The following is a 19,905-nucleotide window of genomic DNA, read 5'->3' as shown; positions in this document are numbered from 1 at the left end:
CGGACGACAGATCAACAGCAAGGACACCCGAACCGCGGGGTCAGTCGTAAACAGGAGTCAGGCCGCCTGGTGGCAACCACCAGTCTCACAGTCCCAGCATTGGCCCTTGCGGCCGATCGACAGTCGGACGCCCGGATCGTCGGCGAGTGTGGCGAGCTGGGCGGATGTGTATTGACAGCCCCTGTCGGCGTGGAAGATCACTCCGGGTTCGGGGCGTCGTTGGCGCACTGCGTTGTCCAGGGTCTGGGCGACGAGGTCGGTGCGCAGGTGGTCGGCGGTGGCCCAGCCGACCACGCGTCGTGAGGCGATGTCGATGACGGTGGCCAGGTAGAGCCACCCTTCCCAGGTGTGGATATAGGTGATGTCCCCGCACCATCGTGTGTCGATATCTGTTGCGGCGCAGGAGAAGTCACGTCGGATCAGGTCGACTGGAACGGTCGCGCTGAGGTCGGGGACGGTGGTGGTGCGCCAACGCTTCGGTGCGCGTCCCGCGCGTCCGGTCTGTCGTAGGAGCCGGGCGACGCGTTTGCGGGAATGCCGATGGCCTTGGGCTCGCAGTTCGGCGTGCACCCTGGGTGCGCCGTAGGTGCCCTTGGATTCGTCGTGGATCGCGACGACCTGCGCGGCCAGCTCGGCGTCCTGTCGTGCGCGGTCGGTGGGCGTGGCGGTGCGGTGGGCGTAGTAGGCGGACCGGGAGACCTTCAGCAGCGTGCACGCCCGGTGGACGTTGCCGCCGCGTGACTTCTCCGCCTCGATGAACGGGTATACGTTCACCGGATCTCCTTGATGCTTCTATGTCAAGCGGCTGCTGCGGGTGTGGTCGGTGTGGCCTGGTTGCGGCGGCGTTCGTCGGTGAGCAGGGCGCGGAAGACCACGTCGGACAGGCGACGTCGCAGTAGCCGCAGCGCCTCCTTGTGCGTCTTGCCCCGGGCGATCAGGCTGTTGTGGTACTGCTTGCCGGGGCCGAACCCTCGGGTCTGGGTGACGGCGATCATGTGCAGGGCGTGGTTGATCGTGCGGTTGCCGCCCCGGTTGAGGCGCACTTTGACGTTGTTGCCCGACCACACCGGAATCGGGGCGGTGCCGGTGAATCGGGCGTAGGCGTTCTTGGAGCGGAACCGGGCTGCACCGGCGGTCTCGCCGAGGATGGCGGCGGCGCTGAGCACTCCGCAGCCGGGCACCTCCAGCAGGCTGGGCGCCAGGACGCGGGCCAGGTCACGCAGCTCCCGTTCGAGCTGGTTGACCTGCCCGGTGAGTTCCCGGCACCGGTCGAGCAGCTCGCCGGCGATGCGGGCGACCGTGCCGCCGAGACCGTCCAGTCGTGCGGCAACGGCGTCCATCGTGCGGTAGCTGCGCAACCCGCGCGGCGGGATCGTCAGCGCCGGGTCGAGTTCGTGCAGGTGCCACCGCAGCCTGTTGATCACCTTCGTCCGCTCGATGATCAGGTCGTGGCGGTGGTCGGACAGGAGCTTGACCTGCCGGGACGGCCCGTCCAGGGCGGCGGTGGGCAGGTTCGGCTCGCGCAGCGCGGCCTGTGCGACCGCCAGGGCGTCGATGGGGTCGGACTTGCCGGGCTGGCGACCCGACCGGCGGGCGGCGGCCATGAACTTGGTGTGCACACGGACCACAGGGAACCCGGACCGCAGCAGGTCCTGTTCCAGGCGCCGGGTCATGTGCCGGCAGTCCTCGACCGCGAAGGACACCTCGTCCCACTGCCCGACCCACCGGATCGCATTCAGATGACCGTCCGTTGTGGCCTGAACGGTCCGTTCTCCCAGTTTGCGGCCGATCTCATCGACCGCGACCAGCGTGTGGTCCGCTTGTGTGCGTCCACGCCGACCATCACCATGCCCTTACCCTCTCTGCCGATGACGGGGTTCCATCCACGCCCGGCAACGAGGGCAAGCCTTAGTCGAGCGATCGGCAGGCTGCTATCAAGCCACTCCGCCGCCCGGCGTGGGGTCCGGCGGGGCCGCACATCAGGACAAGCCACCCAGCCACAGCCGGGAGCAGCAAAATAGGGAGCGAACCCCGCCGGACCCCATCAGCCTGACACTAAGGCGAAGAAAGCCGTGGCGCGCTTGAGGATCTCCACGTCCTCGGTCAGGCGGCGGTTCTCCCGCCGAAGCCTCGCGAGCTCCTCCCGTTCGTCGGTGGTCAACCCGTAGGCGCGGGTGCCGGAGTCACGTTCGGCCTGCACGACCCACTGCCGCACCGCGGTCTCGGTCAGGTCGAAGTCCTTCGCGACCTGACCCACCGACCGGTCACCCCGCGAGCACAACTCCACGATCTCGGCCTTGAACTCCGGAGTGAACGACCGCCGGGGCCGCCGCTTCTTCCTGCCCATGGACTCCATGATGGGACATCCCTCCGGGGACACGCGTCCCCTGATCTCAGATGTCCGTCAGAACGGGTCAATCCCAAACCGAATAGTTCGAGGTTTGCGCTGTTGGTCGTCTGTCAATAGTCGCTAACGTCATCAGGTGTAGTTCCTGCGTGTGGTCGGCGCGGCGGGTGTTGGTAGTTGCGATGGACAGATCTCGCGGCCTCCCGGCTTTCGGAGGCGGGCTGATGGATGTGAAGGCTTGTGTGGGTGTTCCAGCCGGGTCACGGGGTGTGTTTCATGGCTTCGCCGGATCGACGTTCCTGGTAGATGCCCCGACCGAGTACGAGGTCGGTGTCGGCGAGCCCGGTGTGAGGGTGTCGGCGAGGTACGGCTTGCAGCAGTGGTTCACGGCCGCGGGTACGTGGACGAGGGCCTGAAGCTTCGGATGGAGCGCCTGAAGTTTCGGAACGTCGTAGCTCACGGGCCGGACCGGCCGTTCTGCCTACGCCGTTAGGCTCGCGTCATGCCCTCCACCTCTGACCCGGCTTCGAGTGCCGCCGGCAACGCCGGGGTCACCATCGCGCAGATCGCCGCGTTGGCGGGTGTGTCGGCGGCGACGGTGTCCAAGGTGGTGAACGGGCACGTCGAGGTCGCCGCGGAGACCCGCGCTCTGGTGGAGAGGTTGCTCCGTGAGCAGGGCTACCGGCGGCAGAAGAGAGTGAGCAGGTCATCGCTGGTCGAGGTGCTGTTCCACGAACTGGCGGGCACGTACCCCGTCGAGGTGGTCAAGGGGGTCGAGCGCGTCGTCACCGAGCACGGGCTGACCATCTCGCTCAGCGAGCTGCACGGCCAACACATCCCCGACCGCAGCTGGATCGACGGGCTGCTGGCCCGGCGGCCGGTCGGTGTCGTCGCGGTCTTCTCCGGCCCCACACCCGCGCAGTACCAGCAGCTGAGCAGTCGTGACATCCCCGTGGTGCTGGTCGATCCGACCGGTGAGCCCGCGCACGGGATGCCGTCGGTGGGCGCCGACAACTGGAGCGGGGGCTTGGCGGCGACCCGGCACCTGCTGGAACTCGGGCACCGCCGGATCGCCGTGATCACCGGCGCCACCGGGATGCTTTCGGGCCGGGCGCGGCTCGACGGGTACCGCGCGGCCATGGACGCCGCCGGGGTGCCGGTGGACCCGGAGTTGGTCCGCGAAGGCCGTTTCCAGATCGTCGACGGCTTGGAGCACACCCGTGAGCTGCTGCGCCTCCCGGACCCGCCCACCGCGGTGGTGACCGGCAACGACGGTGAGGCGCTCGGGGTGTACCAAGCCGTCTACGAGGCGGGGTTGCGCATCCCCGACGACCTGAGCGTGGTGGGCTTCGACGACCTGCCGCCCGCCCAGTGGATGATCCCCGCGCTGACCACCATCCGGCAGCCGCTGGGTGAGATGGCCGCCACCGCCGCCGGCATGGTGATCGACCTGGCGCAGGGCCGGGAACTGCCGCAGCGCCGCCTGGTCCTGTCCACCGAGCTCGTCGTGCGCGCCAGTACGGCGGCCCCTGGTCGGTGAGCCCGGCCTGGCCCGGCTGTCGGCCGCACCAGGTGTCCTGGCGATGTTTACGTTCACATCCCTGTGCTGAGCGTAAGGCCCTTAGTAGGTACTCCACCGTCTCGTGAGCGTTCACATCCTGCGGCCAACGGACCGTTGACTGGCCAACCGTGCCTGGATACATTGACCGAGAGTTCAGGCCCGATCACCGAAACATTCGGCCGGGACCGTGACGTTGCACCGTTGAACTGTCCACTCCCTGAGGCTCCGGCACCGACCGGCTCTCACCGAGGAGGCCGGCGCCGGTGCAAGCCGTTCGGAGACTCGTGTGCGGGAGGTCCGGATGAACCGACGACGGGTCACGCTGTCCGACGTGGCCAAGGAGGTCGGTGTCTCGACCACGACGGTCTCGCTGGTCCTGTCCGGTCGAGGTCGCGACCTGCGGATCTCCGCTGACGCCGAACGGCGCGTGCGGCAAGCCGCGACCGCGCTGGGGTACCGCCGCAAGGCCCGGCCTGCCGGATCCCATGCCGGCGACGCTGACGCGATCGGGTTCGTCTTCACCACGGTCGCCACATCCGGCCTGGCCGGGGACCTGATCCGGGGCGCTGCCGACGCGGCCCACGCGCACGGCGTCCTGCTGGTCGTCGCGGAGACCGACGGCGACCGGGAGTCGGAGCAGAGCCTGATCGAGGCAATGCTCGACCGCCAGGTCGACGGGATCGTGTACGCCGCGATGCACACCACGCAGGTCTCCGTGCCGGACGGGATCGAGGCGGGTCGCGCCGTGCTGCTCAACGTCCTGCCCGACCGGCCATCCCGGTTGTCCGTCGTCGTGCCCGACGAGGTCGAGGCGGGCCGGACCGCGGCACGCGCGCTACTGGACGCCGGGCACCGCGACGGCATCCACCTCATCGGCGCCGGCGCGGACGACGTGCCACCCGGCTCGGTCACGGCCGGCAAGCGACTCATCGGCATCCACGAGGTGTTCGACGCGGCGGGCGTGGAGATCGCCGGCGCGCGGGTGTGCCGGCGGTGGCTGCCGGAGAACGGCTTCGCCGCCACCAAGGACCTGCTGGAAAGCCAACGTCCCCGCGCCCTGGTCTGCTTCGACGACCGGCTCGCGTTCGGCGCCTACCAGGCCTTGGCCGACGCAGGACTCGCCGTGCCGGCCGACGTCTCCGTCGTCTCCTTCGACGACCACCCGCTCGCCGGCTGGGTGCGCCCCAAGCTGACCACCGTCGCCCTCCCGCACTACGAGTTGGGCGCGAAAGCCGTCGAAGTGCTCCTCACCGAACCCCGCCCACCAACCCCCGTCGTCCACCACGTCCCCATGCCCAGGCGCGACCGTTCGTCCATCGCGCCGCCCCGCCCAGCGGACACGTGATCGGCAGTGTCTCCCCCGGTTGGACGGGTGCGGCGCGGTGGGAACGGTGAGGTTGTCGGCATTCACAGGGCTGCCCGGCAAGCGGTGTCATGGCGATTCCGGAGAGGTTCGCCCGAGAAGTGTATTCAAGCGTTGCAGGACGTCGATCGAGTACGTCGGTGGCGATGTGCCGATTGCGCCCTTGATTTCTTGCCCACGTCGATGCCGTGGCTGGATTCGTGGATGTTGCACGAAGTTACAGAATGATCTTGGTTATGCTGTGGTGGTGTCGGATGGGGTGTTGTCCGGTGGGAGGTTGGTGTGGCCCGGCGTCGGCCGTGGGAGGTCGAGGACGAGCTGTGGGAGTTGATCGAGCCGCTGTTGCCGAAGGTCGAGCGGCGGTTCCGGTATCCCGGTCGTCGGCGGTTGGATGACCGTAAGGCGTTGTGCGGCATCCTGTTCGTGATCTACACGGGCATCCAGTGGGAGTTCCCGTCGGGCACCTGGTACCAGCGCGACCTCCAGCCGTAGCCCCATCTGCGGCCGAAGTGCTCAGGACGCTTCGATCGCCTGCACGATGAGCTCGTTGCGGGCGTCCTGGCCCAGCGGTTCGGTGGTGTGGACGCCGTCGCGCAGGTAGGCCGTGAGCCTGGTCGGCTTCGCGGCCAGGAACTCGGCCCAGCGGACGATGCGCAGGTTCGGGTGCGCGCGCTGGGCGTCGGCCAGTTGCAGGTTGATCCAGGCGCTGTTGCGCTGGTCGGCCAACTGGACGGCCGCCGGCTGACTGGTCCGGACGACCTGGGTGTTGACCCAGTACACCGTTCGGGTCGGGCCGACGATGGACATCGTGCGGTCGACCTGGGCGGCGAACACCGGCGGGGTGAAGATGTCGTTGGACCCGGTGGCCATCAGGATGCGGCGCGGCAGGCCGTAGGTCTGGGCCCACTGCGCGAGCGCGTCGACGGCCGGAGCGGTCGGGCGGCCGGACCAGTTGTGCACGGCGATCACGTCCCCGGTCCGGCTGTGCAGTCGCTGCGCGAAGGTGTAGCCGTCCTGCACGGAGATGCTGTCGCCGAACATGAACAGCCCGTCGGTGTCCAGGACCGGCCTGATCTGGGTGATGGTCGAGATCGCCTTGGACATCGTCTCCCACGGGCCCAGCGCGCCGGAGCCGTAGCCGTCGGCGAACGCCTGCTCCGTGCTCAGCAGCGTGGAGCCGACGGCGACGGCGCCCGCGGTGAGCAGTCGGCGGCGTGTCGTCCTCCCCGCGCTCATGAGACGTTCCCGGGCTCGTTGCCGCTGGTAGGTAGTGGTCGGTGCATGGAGGTGCCTCCAGAATCCTCGATCGCGCCGCACCGACGGTACCCGTTCTCCGCCTGCCGGGTGCCGGAATCGGCGGACGCCGTCCGTCCTGTGTGGACGGGACGGACGGCTCGCTACCGGCCGTGGTGAGCTCCAGGTTCGCCGGCGAGGCGGTGTGCGCGGCGTCGTCGGCGGCGGTCACGCAGCCGCTGACCACGTGCACGGTGAACCCGAGGTCGGTGGCGTGCCGCGCGGTCTGCTCGACGGTCAGGTTGGTGGCCACCCCGGTCAGGAACAGCGTGTCGACGCCCTGGTCGGACAGCCAGGGAGGCCAGGTCGTTCCCGGCGAGGCCGGAGAGCTTCGGGTTGTCGACCACGGTCACCGCGCCGCCGGCCATCTCGGGGATCAGCCGCGCGCCGGGGGAGTCGGGCCGGAACGCCTCCTTCGCTCTGTCCTGCTCGGTTGTTAGCGAGTTGTTAGAGCCGGTTCCTACGGTCGTCGGGCTTGGGGCAGTCCGGGGGACACCGGGGGTCGGTGTACGGAGGCGGCTGTCCGCAGGGGGAGGGGCCCGTGAGGCGGAACCGAGTCCGTGCGTGCGCGTTCGCACTGGTGGCGCTGCTGCTGGCCGGTTCCGCCGCGGGTGACGCGGCGGTGCCGGACGGCCCGGTGTCCCCCACGCGGGCGACCGCGGCGCCGGAGCAGCGGTGGGGGTCCGCGGCCGGTCGGCCGCACCTGGAGCAGGGCGTGGTCAACCGGACGTTGCCGCAGTCGCACCGCGGCGAGCACCCGCGCGTGCAGGCACCACCGCAGGCCGCGAACACGGCCTCGGTCACCACCGGGCCGACCGCCGCGCGGACCGGTTTCGACCGGGCGACGAGCCGCGAGCGGGTGGACGCGCGGGGGCCGCACGAGCGGGTCTACGCCAACTCCGACGGCACCGAGACCACCGAGTTCTCCGCCACGCCGGTCAACTACCGCACCCGCGATGGCGCGTTCGAGCCGATAGACACCACGCTGACCAGGGCCGACGACGGCTGGCGCAACACTACCAACGCGGTCGGCCTGATGCTGGCGTCGCACGCGGACGGTGAGCAGCGGGTCGAGCTGGACGACCGGCACACATTTGGCTACCGCCTGCGTGACGCCGCACCGCAGCCGGGCCGGGTGGAGCGCGACCAGGTCGCGTACGCCGACGCGCGACCCGGCGTCGACCTGCTGCTCCAAGCCCGACCGGGCGGGGTGAAGGAGACCCTGGTCCTCAAGGACGCGAAGGCGACCCGCGCGTTCGACTTCCCGCTGACCCTGCGCGGCCTCCGCGCCAGGCTCGACGGTCAGACCCTCGTGCTGGCCGACGGTGAGGTCGTCCACGCCGTGGTGCCGCCCGGCGACATGGTGGACGCGGCGGGAGCGGTGTCGCGCGGGGTGAGCTACGCGCTGGTCGACGGCGTGCTCGAGGTCCGGCTGGACCAGGCCTGGCTGGACGACCCGGCCCGGGTGTACCCGGTGGAGGTCGACCCCACGGTGGCGTTGCCGGTGGACGACGGCGCGGCGGACGCGGCGATGTCCGTGCGCGGCCCGACGTCGGTCGCGGGCGGGTCGGAGCTGCGGGTGGGGCAGGTGGCCGGCGTGTCGACGGCCTCGTACGTGCGGTTCGGCAGCCTGGTGGATCGGCTGCGCAACCACGTGGTGTTCGGGGCGCAGTTGCAGGTGGTGGAGTTCGACGCCAACTCGTGCCGCGCCCGGCCGGTGACGGTGCACCCGGTGGCGCAGGCGTGGACCGCGACGGGCTCCTACAGCTTCCCCGGGCCGACCGTGGGCGCGTCGATGGCGAGCCGGTCGTTCGCGCACGGCTACGTGGCCACGGGGCAGTCGTCGTCGCAGTGCCCGGCCGCGGCCGAGGTGTTCGACCTGGGCGGCGACGGCACGAAGCTGGTGCAGGGCTGGGTGGACGGCACGGCGGTGAACCACGGCCTGTCGTTGCGGGCGGACGTGGCGGACCCGTTGTCGGGCAAGCGGTTCACCGGCACGGGCACGGCGAACCCGCCGCGGCTGTTCGTCACGCACAGCCCCTACAACGCCGAGTACGCCATCCCGAACCCGGTGCCGAACCCGCCCGTGCTGCAGAACCAGGACGGCAAGGTCAAGGTCACCGTGATGAACAAGGGCGCGGAGGCGTGGTCGCCGGCGGACTACTACCTGGCTTACCGGGCGTACAACACGAAGACCGGGGCGGCGGTCGGCCAGCAGCGCGCGGCGTCTCTGCCGGGCACGGTGGCGCGGGGCGGGAAGGTCACGGTCGACGCGACGGTCAAGGCGCTGCCGCCCGGGTCGTACTTCCTGGACTTCACGATGGTCCGCGCCGGCGGCGCGGTCTTCACCGACCACCAGGTGCCGCCGGCGCGGCTGGCGCTGGACGTGATCGACCTCGCGCCGGTCGTGCAGGAGCTGCACCCGCCGAACGGCTACCGCACGCCGACGTTGACGCCGCTGCTGTGGGGCCGCGCGCTGGACATCGATGCGCCGCCGGGGGCGTCGCTGAGCTTCAACTTCGAGGTGTGCCGGGCGGACGACCCGAAGCTCTGCTTCGCCTCGGGCTTCCAGCCGAGTCCGCAGTGGACGGTGCCCGACGGAAAGCTGTCCTGGGGCAAGAGCTACGTGTGGCGGGTGGTCGTCCGGGACGCGGGCAACGAAGTGGCGTCACCGCAATCGGGCCTCGACGCGGACGTGCCGCAGCCCGAGCTGACGTCACGGGCGGCCGGCGCGTCGGACGAGCACGAGTTCGAGCCGCAGACCGGCGGCGTGTCGAACGTCGCGGTGGACGCCACGGTGGCGACGGTCGGGCCCGAGCTGAACGTGGTGCGCACCTACAACAGCCTCGACCCGCGCCGGGACGGCGTGTTCGGCGCGGGCTGGACCAGCCGCTACGACATGCGCCTGACCCCGGACGACGACGGCACGGGCAACGTCGTGGTGACGTTCCCCGACGGTCAGGCGGTGCGGTTCGGCCGCAACCCCGACGGGACCTACGCGCCGCCGTCGGGCCGGGTGTCGGCCCTGACGCAGGAGGCGGGCGGCTGGAAGCTGGCGGACCGGTCGGGCACGGCGTACCTGTTCACCGCCGCCGGCCTGCTCAGCCGCATCACCGACAGCGCGGGCCGGTCGCTGGTGCTGACCTACGGCGCGGCGGACGGCAAGCTGGCCAAGGCGCAGGTGTCCAACAGCCAGAGCAACACCGCGGGCCGCTCGCTGCGGTTCACGTGGACCGGCGGGCACGTCACCTCCGTGACCACCGACGCGAACACCACCTGGACCTACGGCTACACCGGGGACACGCTGACCCAGGCGTGCGCGCCCGGCGGCCTGTGCACCAAGTACGCCTACAGCACCGGGTCGCACTACCGCAGCGCGGTGCTGGACTCGCTGCCGGAGTCCTACTGGCGGCTGGGCGAGGGGCAGGGCACGGCCGCGGGCAGCGAGATCTCGGTCAACCTGGGCAAGGACGCGGGGGCCTACGTGAACGCGGCGTTGGGCACGGCGGGCGCGTTGGCGGGCGCGACCGGCACGGCGGCGTCGTTCAACGGCACGACCACGCGGCTCGACCTGCCCAAGGGCCTGCTGAAGAAGAGCCGTGACGGCGCCGTCGAGCTGTGGTTCAAGGCCAACACCACCGGCACCGGCGGCCCGCTGCTCGGCTACCAGGACAAGGCGTTCGGCACCGCACCGGGTCGAGGCGTCCCGGTGCTGTACGTCGGCACGGACGGCAAGGTGCGCGGCCAGTTCGGCGCGACCTCGATCGCCCCCCTGACCTCGCCGAACGCCGTCAACGACGGCCGCTGGCACCACGTCGTGCTGTCCCTGACGGGCACCACGCAGACGCTGTACCTCGACGGGGCGCAGGTGGCCAAGGCGACCGGGGTGACGCTGGACCACGCGCAGCTGACGTTCAACCAGGTCGGCGCCGCGTCGGTCAGCACCCCGGGGTCGTGGCCCGCGTGGGGCACGGCGGGGCAGCGGTCGTTCAGCGGCTCGCTGGACGAGGTGGCGGTCTACTCGCACCCGTTGGGCCCGAACGCCGTGTCGACGCACTACCGGCAGGGCACGACGGCCGCTGACCAGCTGGCGTCGGTGACCCGGCCGAGCGGCAACGTGTCCTCCCGCGCCACCTACGACGTCAACCTGGACCGCGTCGCGACCTACACCGACCGCAACGGTGGCCTGTGGAAGATCGGACCGCCTGTGGTCTACGGCGGGGACACCGACCTGCGGCGCGGCGTGCAGGTGCTCGACCCGGGCAACCAGCCGAGCCTGTACGAGTTCGACGGCGTCACCGGGAAGGTGCTGCGGACCGGCACGCCGTTGGGCCTGGAGCTGCGGGACTCCGACCGGCCCGCACCCCAGCCCGAGCCGGTGGAGCAGTGCAGCGCGCCGGACCCGAACGACCCGAAGTTCTGCACCGTGATCCCCGGTGACGCGGGCGGGCCGGTGTTCGTGCGGCACCCCGTCAACGGCATGGCGATCCGCTCGTTCCAGTACGACGGGGCCGGCAACCTGACCGTCGCCACCAACGAGAACGGCGACGCGGTCACGATGACCTACGACGAGCGCGGCAACGCCACGTCCACGAAGACGTGCCGCCGTGCCGGCGAGTGCCACACCACCTACACCACCTACCCGGCGGGTGGTGCGGCAGACCCGAGAGCGGACCAGCCGTCCGAGACCCGTGACGCCCGGTCGGCCGACGCCACCGACCCGACCTACCGCACGTCCTACACCTACACGGCGACCGGTGAGGTGGCCACGCAGACCGAGCCGGACGGCTCGACGGTCCGCAACACCTACACCAACGGCGCGGAGGCGGCCGTGGGCGGCGGCATCGTGCCCGCCGGCCTGCCGCTGACGACCGTGGACGCCCGCGGCAAGACCACGCGCTACGCCTACCGCGCCAACGGCGACCTCGCCCGGCTGACCACGCCGTCCGGCCTGGTCACGAACTACTCCTACGACGTGCTCGGCCGGCTGACGACGGAGACGGAGGTCTCCGACACGTTCCCGGCCGGCGTCACCACGACCTACGGCTACGACGCCCTGTCCCGGCAGACCCGCGTGACCGAGCCCGTGACGACCAACGCCGTGGACGGCACGAAGCACCAGCGGCAGGTCGCCATCACCTACGACGCCGACGGCAACCAGACGAAGGTGGAGGAGACCGACCAGCTCGGCGGCGGACCGGCCCGCACCACGCTCACCGCGTACGACGAGTTCGGGCGAGCGGTCCGGGTCACCGACGCCGAGGGCGGTGAGACGACCCAGGACTACGACCGGTTCGGCAACGTCGTCTCCTCCACCGACGCGAACGGCACCCGCTACGACTTCGGCTACACCGCGCGCAACGCGATCGCCGAGGTGCGGCTGCGCGACTACCGCGGCGACGACGCGGGCGGCTTGACCGGCGACTACCTGGTGCTGCGGTCGTACTCCTACGACTTCGCCGGTCGCAAGGCGAGCGAGACCGACGCGATGGGCAGGCGGGTGGAGTTCACCTACTACGGCGACGACCGCCCGCACCGGACCGTGCTGAAGAACTTCCACAACCCCGACGGCAGCACGCGCGACTACGTGCTCCAGGAGAACACCTACGACGCGGCGGGCAACGTGACGCGGACGGTGTCCGGCGACGGCACCTCCACCACGACGTCGGTGTACGACCGCGCGGGGAACCCGACGACGATGGTGGAGGACCCGGACGGCGTCGCGACCACGACCGTGAACACCTACGACGCGGCGGGCAACGTGACGCGGGTGAGCAGGTCCGGGCGGGCGTCGAACGTGCCGTGGCCCGTGCCGACCGCGCCCGAGGTCGTGGACTACGACTACGACGACGCGGGCAACGTGGTGCGCGAATCTGTGAACACCGGTTCGGTGACGTTGACGACGACGTCGGCGTACGACCAGCGGGGCCTCAAGGTCTCCGAGACCGACCCGCGCGGCAACACCCCGGGCGCGGACCCGGTGGCCTACACCACGAACACCGCATACGACGAGCTGGGCCGTCAGACGATCGAGATGGCGCCGCCGGTGCCGGTGGAGTCCGGTGGCGGTGCGCCGGTGACGGCACGGCCGACCTCACGTACGGCGTACGACGCGTTCGGCGGGCAGACGGCGCTGGCCGACGAGACGGGGCAGGTCCGGCGGTCCACCTACGACCGGCTGGGCAGGCAGCTGACCGCCTCGGAGCCGGGCTACCGGGCACCGGGCGCGACGGAGGTCCTGACGCCGACCACGCGTACCCGCTACGACGCCGCGGGCCAGGTCGTGGAGGTCACCGACCCGCGCGGCAACTCGATCCGCTACTCCTACGACCAGTTGGGCCGGCAGACCGAGGTCGACCGGCCCACGTCCACCGAGGGCGAGCGGGCGGTGTGGCGTGCCACGTACACCCGCAGCGGACAGCCCCTCACCGCGACGGACCCGTTGGGCGGGCGCACCGAGTCCACCTACGACGACCTGGACCGCCGCATCACGGCCACGGTGGTGGAGCGCCGCCCGGTGGCGGACAACCTGGTGACCCGGTTCACCTATGACGACGCGGGCCGCGTCGTGCGGATCGACAGCCCGACCGGCGCGGTCAGTCGCACCGCCTACGACACGGCGGGCCGGGCCGTGCGGACGACCGACCCGGCCGGTGTGGTCACCCAGTTCGGCTACGACGCGGCCGGTCGCCAGGTGCGGCAGGCCGACGCGGTCGGCCGCACCGCGCGGGCCACCTATGACGGGGCCGGGCGGCTGGTGGCCGAGGCGAACCTGAAGGCGGACGGGTCGGTGCTGCGAACCCGGCGGCTCGGCTACGACGCGGCGGGCAACCGCACGTCGTCCACCGACGCCCTGGGCGTGACGACGACGTACGACTACGACGCCGACGACCGCCTGGTGCGGCAGGTCGAGCCGGTGACGGCCACGGAGTCGATCACCACGACGTTCGGCTACGACGCCGCCGGCCGGCGTACCCGGTACACCGACGGCCGCGGCAACACCACCGTGTCGGGTTACAACGCGCTGGGGTTGACCGAGACCCTGGTGGAACCGGCCACACCCGCGCACCCGAACGCCGCGGACCGCACCTGGACCGCGGGCTACGACGCGGACGGGAACCTGGTGCGGATGACCGCGCCGGGCGGCGTCGTCACGGAGGCGGGCTACGACGCGGCGGGCCGCCCCACCAGCCGCACCGGCTCGGGCGCCTCGGTCGCCACCGGCAGCCGGACCCGCGCCTACGACGCCTTGGACCGCCTGGTGCGGGCGGAGAGCACCGAAGGCGTGAACGCCTACACCTACGACGACCGGGGCAACCTGCTGACCGCGCGGGGCCCTTCCGGCGACGCCGACTACACCTACGACGCGGACGGCCGTCTCACGCGGCGGGTCGACGCCTCAGGCACGGCCACGTTCGGCTACACCTCCGGGCGGCTGACCGCCGTCACCGACGGGCAGACCGGCACCGCGCAGCTGTACCGCTACGACGTCACCGGCTTGTTGTCCACAGTGGACTTCGGTGCCGGGCGGGTGCGGTCGCTGCACTACGACGACCTGGGCCGCACCACCTCCGACGTGCTGGGCAACGCCGCCGGCCAGACCGTCGCGTCGCTCACCTACCGCTATGACGACAACGACCGGCTCATCGGGAAGAACGCCGACCAGACCTACACCTACGACCTCGCCGGCCGCCTCACCTCGTGGGCCGGCGCGGCCGGCAAGGTCGACTACGCCTGGGACGCCGCCGGCAACCGGATCCGGGCGGGAGGCAAGACCGCCACCTACGACGCGCGCAACCGGCTGACCAACGACGGCGACCGGGACTACACCTACACCCCGCGCGGCACACTGGCCTCGCGCGGCGGCGTCACCTACGAGTTCGACGCGTTCGACCAACTCGTCCGCGCCGGCGACCGCACCTACGCCTACGACGCCCTCGACCGGCTGATCCGGCGTGGCAGCGGCAGGTTCACCTACGCGGGGCTCGCGGACGACCCGGTTTCCGACGGGGTCGAGCGGTACGCGCGCGGCCCGTCCGGCGACCTTTTCGCGGTGGACGGGCGGCTGGTGCTGACCGACGAGCACGGCGACGTCACCGGGGCGTTCCCGGCCGCCGACGCCGCACTCGGCGCGCTCACCGACACCACCGCCTACGACCCCTTCGGCAGGATCGTCGCCACCAAGGGGGACACCGGCAACCTCGGGTTCCAGGGCGATTGGACGGATCCGGACACCGGCCACGTCGACATGGGCTCCCGCTGGTACTCGCCCGCCAGCGGCACGTTCCTGTCCCGCGACCTCACCGACTACGCCGGCGGCGAGGCGGTGCTGGCCAACCGCTACACCTACGGCGCGGCCGACCCGCTGGGCAACGAGGACCCGGACGGCGACTGGCCCAAGCTGTCGTGCGGCATCTGCAAGAAGGTCGGCGACTTCGTCCAGGACACCGCGCAGAAGGCGTGGAGCGGTGTGCAGTCGGTCACGCGTGGGGTCAGCCGGTCCGTGCGCGACGGCCTGGACTTCGGCAAGCGGGTGTTCAAGAGCGCGGTCAAGCACGTCGTCAACCTCGCGACGAGGGCCGCGTCGGCGGGCCGGAAGGTGTGGCAGAAGGTCAAGTCGTTCGGCCACAAGGTCTCATCGGGGCTCAAGAAGGCCTGGAACCACGTGAAGTCGGGTTTCGGTCACCTCAAGCGGGGCTTCGGGCGGCTGATCAAGGACGTCGAGCGCCGCGGCCGCCGCCTGGCCCATGCGGCCCGCGAGCGCGCCGAACAGGCCCGTGAGTGGGCCGAGGAGACCGCGCGCAAGGTGGAACGCGCCCGCAAGGCCGCCGTGGCCAAGGCCCGCCGCGAGGTCACGCGCAAGGCCCGTGCCGTCATCGAGGCGGTCGCGAAGAAGATACCGGTCAAGGCGGTCGCCGCCGCCCTGAAACCCCTCATCTCGATGGTGAAACCGCTGGTCTCGGCGATGCCGGAGGTGCGTGCGTCGGTGGTGGGCGCCTTCCGCGACGGCAGCGCGGCCAACGCCCGGATCTCCGAGGGCCTGCGCGCGCAGGCCGTCACCGCGGTCGGATCGCTGACGCGGGCCGTCAGCCAGGTGGCCGAGACGGCCACCGGGACGGTGCACGGCATCGGCGGGGTGCAGAAGTGCATGTCGACGTTCGACTGCGTGTGGACGACTGTGTGGTCCGGTGTGGACCCAGGGCTCAGCATGGCGGGCGTCGACACTTCGCCGGACTACGTGACGGTTGACGCGTCCGTCCTGTTCCGCGGGTGGAGCCCTCAGTTCGCCGGTGGCGGCACGCTCGGCCTGACGCTCACCCGCCACGGCCAACTTTCCTGGAGCGTGGGGGACGCCGTCGGCACGCGCGGCGCATCGCTGGGCGTGCGCGGCGGGTGGATCATCGACTCGGACCGCACCCCGAAGACGGTCAACGGGTTCGCGACCGGAGTGGGTGCGAGCGTCGCCGGCAGTGCCGCCGTGCGCGGACCGCACAGCGTGGCCGGCGGCCTCGCGTTCTCGGAGGGCAAGACCGCGGTGGAGTTGGGCTACGCGTTCGACGCCGGAGGCGTGGCGAACAAGAGCACGAGCCCGTTCGGCTGGAGCGTGGGCTCCAACTACGCGGGGAAGGTGAACTGGCCGTGCCTGGTCAAGTGCGGCTCCGGGAACGTCCCCGCGCCGGTCCCGGGCGGCGGCGGGGGTTCGTGGTGACGCCCGGAAGCGGCGGCGCCGGCAGAAAAGGGAGAGACATGTCCACAGTGGAGAGACGCCGGGGGATCGCGGTCCTGGTCGCCGTGCTCGTGGCGCTGGCGCTGGCCGTCGTGCCGAGAACACCGGTCGCGCACGCCGACGCGGCGGGCCGGGGTGGCGACTACGTGCCGTTCACCCTCGCCAGATCCGTGCTCGACACCCGCACGGGCATCGGCGGGGTCAGCGGCACGCGAGGCGCGCGGAGCATCACCACGTTCCCCGTGCTGGGGGTCGGCGGCATCCCGACGTCCGGGGTCAGCGCCCTGTACCTGCGGATCGTGGCCGTCGGGCCGACCGCCAACACCTACATGAGGGCGTGGCCGGACGGCGCGACGCAGCCCGGCGTGGCGATGCTCAACGTGATGGCGACGCAGACGCTGTCCAACGGCGCGATCGTGCGGCCGGGCGCGAACGGCAAGATCTCGGTGTTCAACTACGCCGGCTCCGTGCACCTGGTCGTGGAGGTACACGGCTACTTCACCACCAGCACCGGCGCGGCCAACGGCGGGTTCGTCCCGGTCACGCCCAGCCGCGTGATCAACACCAACACCGCTCTCGGCATCACGGCGGGTGCCATCCCGGCCGGCGCAAGTCGCACCATCAGCCTGGCCACCGCGGGTGTGCCGGTGGGCGCGTCGGCGGTGTTCGCGCAGATCACGCTGTCTCCGCCGGCCGCGGCAGGCTACTTCCAGACGACCGCGTCCGGCACGACCGGCGCCCAGTCCGTGATCAACTACGAGAACGGCATCAACAACGCCTCCGGCGCCTCGATCACCCTCGGCGCGGACGGCAAGGTGATCGTCACCAACAAGGGCAGCGGCGCCGCGCACCTGGTCATCGACGTGATGGGGTACGCGACCAAGACCCCCACCGCAGGCGCCGGCCTGCGACCGGTCGCCGCGCGGCTCTACGCGGGCCAGATCGCCGCCTCCTCCTCGATCGACATCCCCGTCGGCGGCACCAACGGCCTGCCGACGCGCGGGATCGCGGGCGCGGCGCTGAGCCTCGAAGCGGCGGGGAGCACCGTCGCCGGCACGCTGCGCGCGTGGGGCACCGGCACCACCGAGCCTGCCGCGACGCTGACCCAGTTCGCGGCCAACTCGGCGCACCGGTCGTCCACCGTCATCAAGCCCGGCACGGACGGCAAGGTCCGGGTGCGGAACATCAGCACCAGCGCCATCACCGTCTACATCGACCTGGAGGGCTGGTTCGCCGAACCTCAGCCCGTCGTCCCGGTGGTGCCCAACACGCCCGTCACGGTCGTGCAGGCGCCGGCGACCGGCGGACAGCTCGTCGGCGCGCTGGAGTACGCGTACGTCGACAACATCGGCCGCGTCGTCATCGGCCACCAGGAGAACCTGGACAACTTCGGCACCGTCCAGTACACGGTGATCTCGGGCAACGAGGCGTTCACCGGACGTCCGGCGCTCAACGCCAAGCCCGACGGCTCGCTGGCCGTGTTCGCCCAGTACTCCGACGGCGGCGACGTGTGGTCCAGCAGCCAGACCGCGCCCCGTGCGGCCACCTGGACCGGCTGGTCGGACCTCGGCGGGTCCCTGGCCGCCGCACCCGCCGCCGTCACCCTGACCAACGGCGCCACCGCCCTGTTCGCCGCCGACGTCGACGGCAAGCTGTGGGTCCACGGCGGGTCGGCGTGGCGCAACCTCGGCGACGTGAACCTCACCGGCGCGCCCACCGCCGTGCAGGTCCGCGACGGCGTCCAGGTGTTCGGCCGCGTGAGCGACGGCACCGTCGGCACCCTGCTGTACCGCACCGACGGCACCACCGGCGCGTGGACCGGCCTGGGCGGCACGGGCCACGGCACGCCGTCGGTTGTCGTGTACCCCGGTTACCGGCTGCGCGTGTTCGCCACGGCCGCCGACGGCACCGTGACCACGAAGCTCCAGGACGCGGCAGGGGTCTTCCCGGCGGCGTGGGACACCGTCGGGACCTTCGTCGCGGACGGCGCGCCGTCCGCGATCCTGGATCCGCAACTCGGCCGGACCGCCGTTGTCGCCCGGGCCGCGGACGGCATCGTGCACGCCAGCTTCGAGACCACCTCGGGCTCCGGCGTGTTCGGCGACTGGTCCCCGGTCAACACCCCGGACCTGCCGTCCGCCACCGATCCGGCCACGACGACGGTGAACAACGGCAGCACGCCACTGTGGACGATCACCTACCGCACGCCCAACGGCACCGTCGTGGTCTACGACCGGCGCGGCGTGCCGGGGTCGGCGGCGTTCGGCGAGCCGACCTTGCTGGCCGCTCCGAAGTAGGCGACGGCGTCCACCCGGCGGACTCCACCGCCGGGTGGACGCCGATCGAATGGACGAGCAGCGTGCGTGACTTCGGGCGCGCGACCAGGACGACCGGATCGCCGGTCTTCACGGACAGGATTGTGCGGACACCGGCGGGCATGAACACGTGACGACGGGCGTTGACCCGGAACCGGCCGTCGGCGTCGATCGACACGATCGCGCCGTCCGGCAGCATCCTGACGTCGGCAGGGCAGACGGCTGGCGGCCCGGGACCTGGTGCGGCGGAATTTCACTGCCGTGGCACCGGATGTGCTGTGGTGCGGGGACGTGACCCAGGTCGACACCGACGAAGGGTCCCTCTACCTCGCGACGACCGAGGACCTGTTCTCCCCGTCGGATGCTCGGCCACGCCATGTCCGAACACCACGACGCTGGTCCTTCGCGGAAGTCGGTGGATCCGTTGTCGCCGCAGCCGCCTTATTTCGTGCCGACGCCGATGTTCAGGGGTGCGGTCAGAACGGCCGGGCCCTTGTCGGTGGACCGCTCGCGGATCATGCGGTCGAGTACCCGGATCATGTCTTCGTGCTGGGCGTCGGTGAAGTCGGCGACGAGCGCGCCGGGGATCGGGTTCCCGCCGAGGCACCAGTCCCACAGTTGTCGTCCGGTCCGCACTTGGATCCGCTCCTGGTGGCTCGTGTCGACCGTGACGTCCTTCAGCCCCGCGTCGGTCAGTCTCCGGCGCAGGACGTCCGGGTCCGCGACCTGGAACTCGAGCATCGGCTCGTCCGCGGAGGGACCCTCGAACCCGGGGGCGACCGCCTGCACCGCGGTGACGAAGAAGTGCAGTGCCTCGAATTCGCCCGGGTTCCCGTACGCGGTGAGGAACACGCGTCCACCGGGCTTCGTCACCCGGACCATTTCCCGCAGCGCGGTCGCCTGGTCGGGGACGAGCATGACGCCGAACTGCGAGCCTGTGACGTCGTAGGTGTCGTCGGGGATGTCGAGCCGGTGGCAATCCATCACCCGGCCTTCGGCGTCCAGCCCTTCGGCTGCCGCTCGCGCGGTGAAGTGCTCGATCATCCTGGGCGCCCAGTCGGTCGCCAGCACCTTGGCGCCGAGCCGTGCCGCCGGCAGGCTCAGTCCGCCGGTGCCGGCGGCGACGTCGAGGAATGTGTCGCCCTTCCGGACTCCGGCGAGCTGCAGTCCGGCGAGGGCCAGATCGGATTCACCAGGTGCGACGTGCTCGTCGTACCGTGCCGCGATCACGTCCCACGCCTCGACGGGGGCACCGCGTTCGGCCTGCTGTGGCGTCTCGTGCTGCACGTTTGTCACGTC

Annotated in this window: 8 protein-coding genes and 3 pseudogenes; 5 read left to right on the top strand and 6 right to left on the bottom strand. The window is 71.3% G+C overall.

Going from position 1 to position 19,905, the window contains the following annotated elements:
* Positions 1–57: 57 nt before the first annotated feature.
* The 3 genes and pseudogenes from ADK67_RS28065 to ADK67_RS28055 form a co-directional block, all read right to left on the bottom strand.
* Positions 58–774: an IS3 family transposase gene (locus ADK67_RS28065; RefSeq protein WP_082403918.1), complete on the bottom strand. Its 717-nt coding sequence runs from the start codon at positions 772–774 to the stop codon at positions 58–60.
* A gap of 23 nt (positions 775–797) precedes the next feature.
* A pseudogene (locus ADK67_RS28060) lies at positions 798–1,849 on the bottom strand (IS110 family transposase).
* Between the two features lie 195 nt (positions 1,850–2,044).
* Positions 2,045–2,347 (bottom strand): transposase, encoded by a 303-nt coding sequence (locus ADK67_RS28055; RefSeq protein ID WP_197289650.1) that lies wholly within the window; start codon positions 2,345–2,347, stop codon positions 2,045–2,047.
* 502 nt (positions 2,348–2,849) lie between these two features.
* Between ADK67_RS28055 and ADK67_RS28050 the strand changes: the two genes are divergently transcribed.
* From ADK67_RS28050 to ADK67_RS28040, 3 genes and pseudogenes are all read left to right on the top strand, one after another.
* On the top strand, positions 2,850–3,887 hold the full coding sequence (locus tag ADK67_RS28050) for a LacI family DNA-binding transcriptional regulator (protein ID WP_053719525.1): 1,038 nt from the start codon (positions 2,850–2,852) through the stop codon (positions 3,885–3,887).
* Between the two features lie 322 nt (positions 3,888–4,209).
* Positions 4,210–5,253, top strand: coding sequence for a LacI family DNA-binding transcriptional regulator (locus ADK67_RS28045; protein ID WP_053719527.1), 1,044 nt, complete (start codon positions 4,210–4,212; stop codon positions 5,251–5,253).
* Positions 5,254–5,553: 300 nt separating this feature from the next.
* Positions 5,554–5,724, top strand: a pseudogene (locus ADK67_RS28040) (transposase); the annotation flags it as partial.
* A 60-nt stretch (positions 5,725–5,784) separates the two neighbouring features.
* Here the strand turns inward: ADK67_RS28040 and ADK67_RS28035 are convergent.
* Together ADK67_RS28035 and ADK67_RS53970 are read right to left on the bottom strand one after the other, a co-directional pair.
* A complete protein-coding gene (locus tag ADK67_RS28035) occupies positions 5,785–6,507 on the bottom strand; it encodes a hypothetical protein (protein WP_053719523.1) in 723 nt (240 codons plus the stop codon).
* A gap of 235 nt (positions 6,508–6,742) precedes the next feature.
* Positions 6,743–6,817: pseudogene (locus tag ADK67_RS53970) on the bottom strand (cysteine hydrolase); the annotation flags it as partial.
* 288 nt (positions 6,818–7,105) lie between these two features.
* Between ADK67_RS53970 and ADK67_RS28025 the strand changes: the two are divergent.
* Positions 7,106–16,273, top strand: coding sequence for a LamG-like jellyroll fold domain-containing protein (locus ADK67_RS28025; RefSeq protein WP_157620899.1), 9,168 nt, complete (start codon positions 7,106–7,108; stop codon positions 16,271–16,273).
* A 38-nt stretch (positions 16,274–16,311) separates the two neighbouring features.
* Positions 16,312–18,588, top strand: coding sequence for a hypothetical protein (locus ADK67_RS28020; protein ID WP_157620898.1), 2,277 nt, complete (start codon positions 16,312–16,314; stop codon positions 18,586–18,588).
* A 459-nt stretch (positions 18,589–19,047) separates the two neighbouring features.
* Here ADK67_RS28020 and ADK67_RS28015 read toward each other — a convergent pair whose 3' ends face one another.
* Complete coding sequence (locus ADK67_RS28015) at positions 19,048–19,902, bottom strand: class I SAM-dependent methyltransferase (protein WP_231648382.1); 855 nt, start codon at positions 19,900–19,902, stop codon at positions 19,048–19,050.
* Between the last annotated feature and the right edge of the window lie 3 nt (positions 19,903–19,905).

Source organism: Saccharothrix sp. NRRL B-16348 (assembly GCF_001280085.1).
GTDB lineage: Bacteria > Actinomycetota > Actinomycetes > Mycobacteriales > Pseudonocardiaceae > Actinosynnema.
This window is presented reverse-complemented; position numbering and strand designations above follow the sequence as displayed.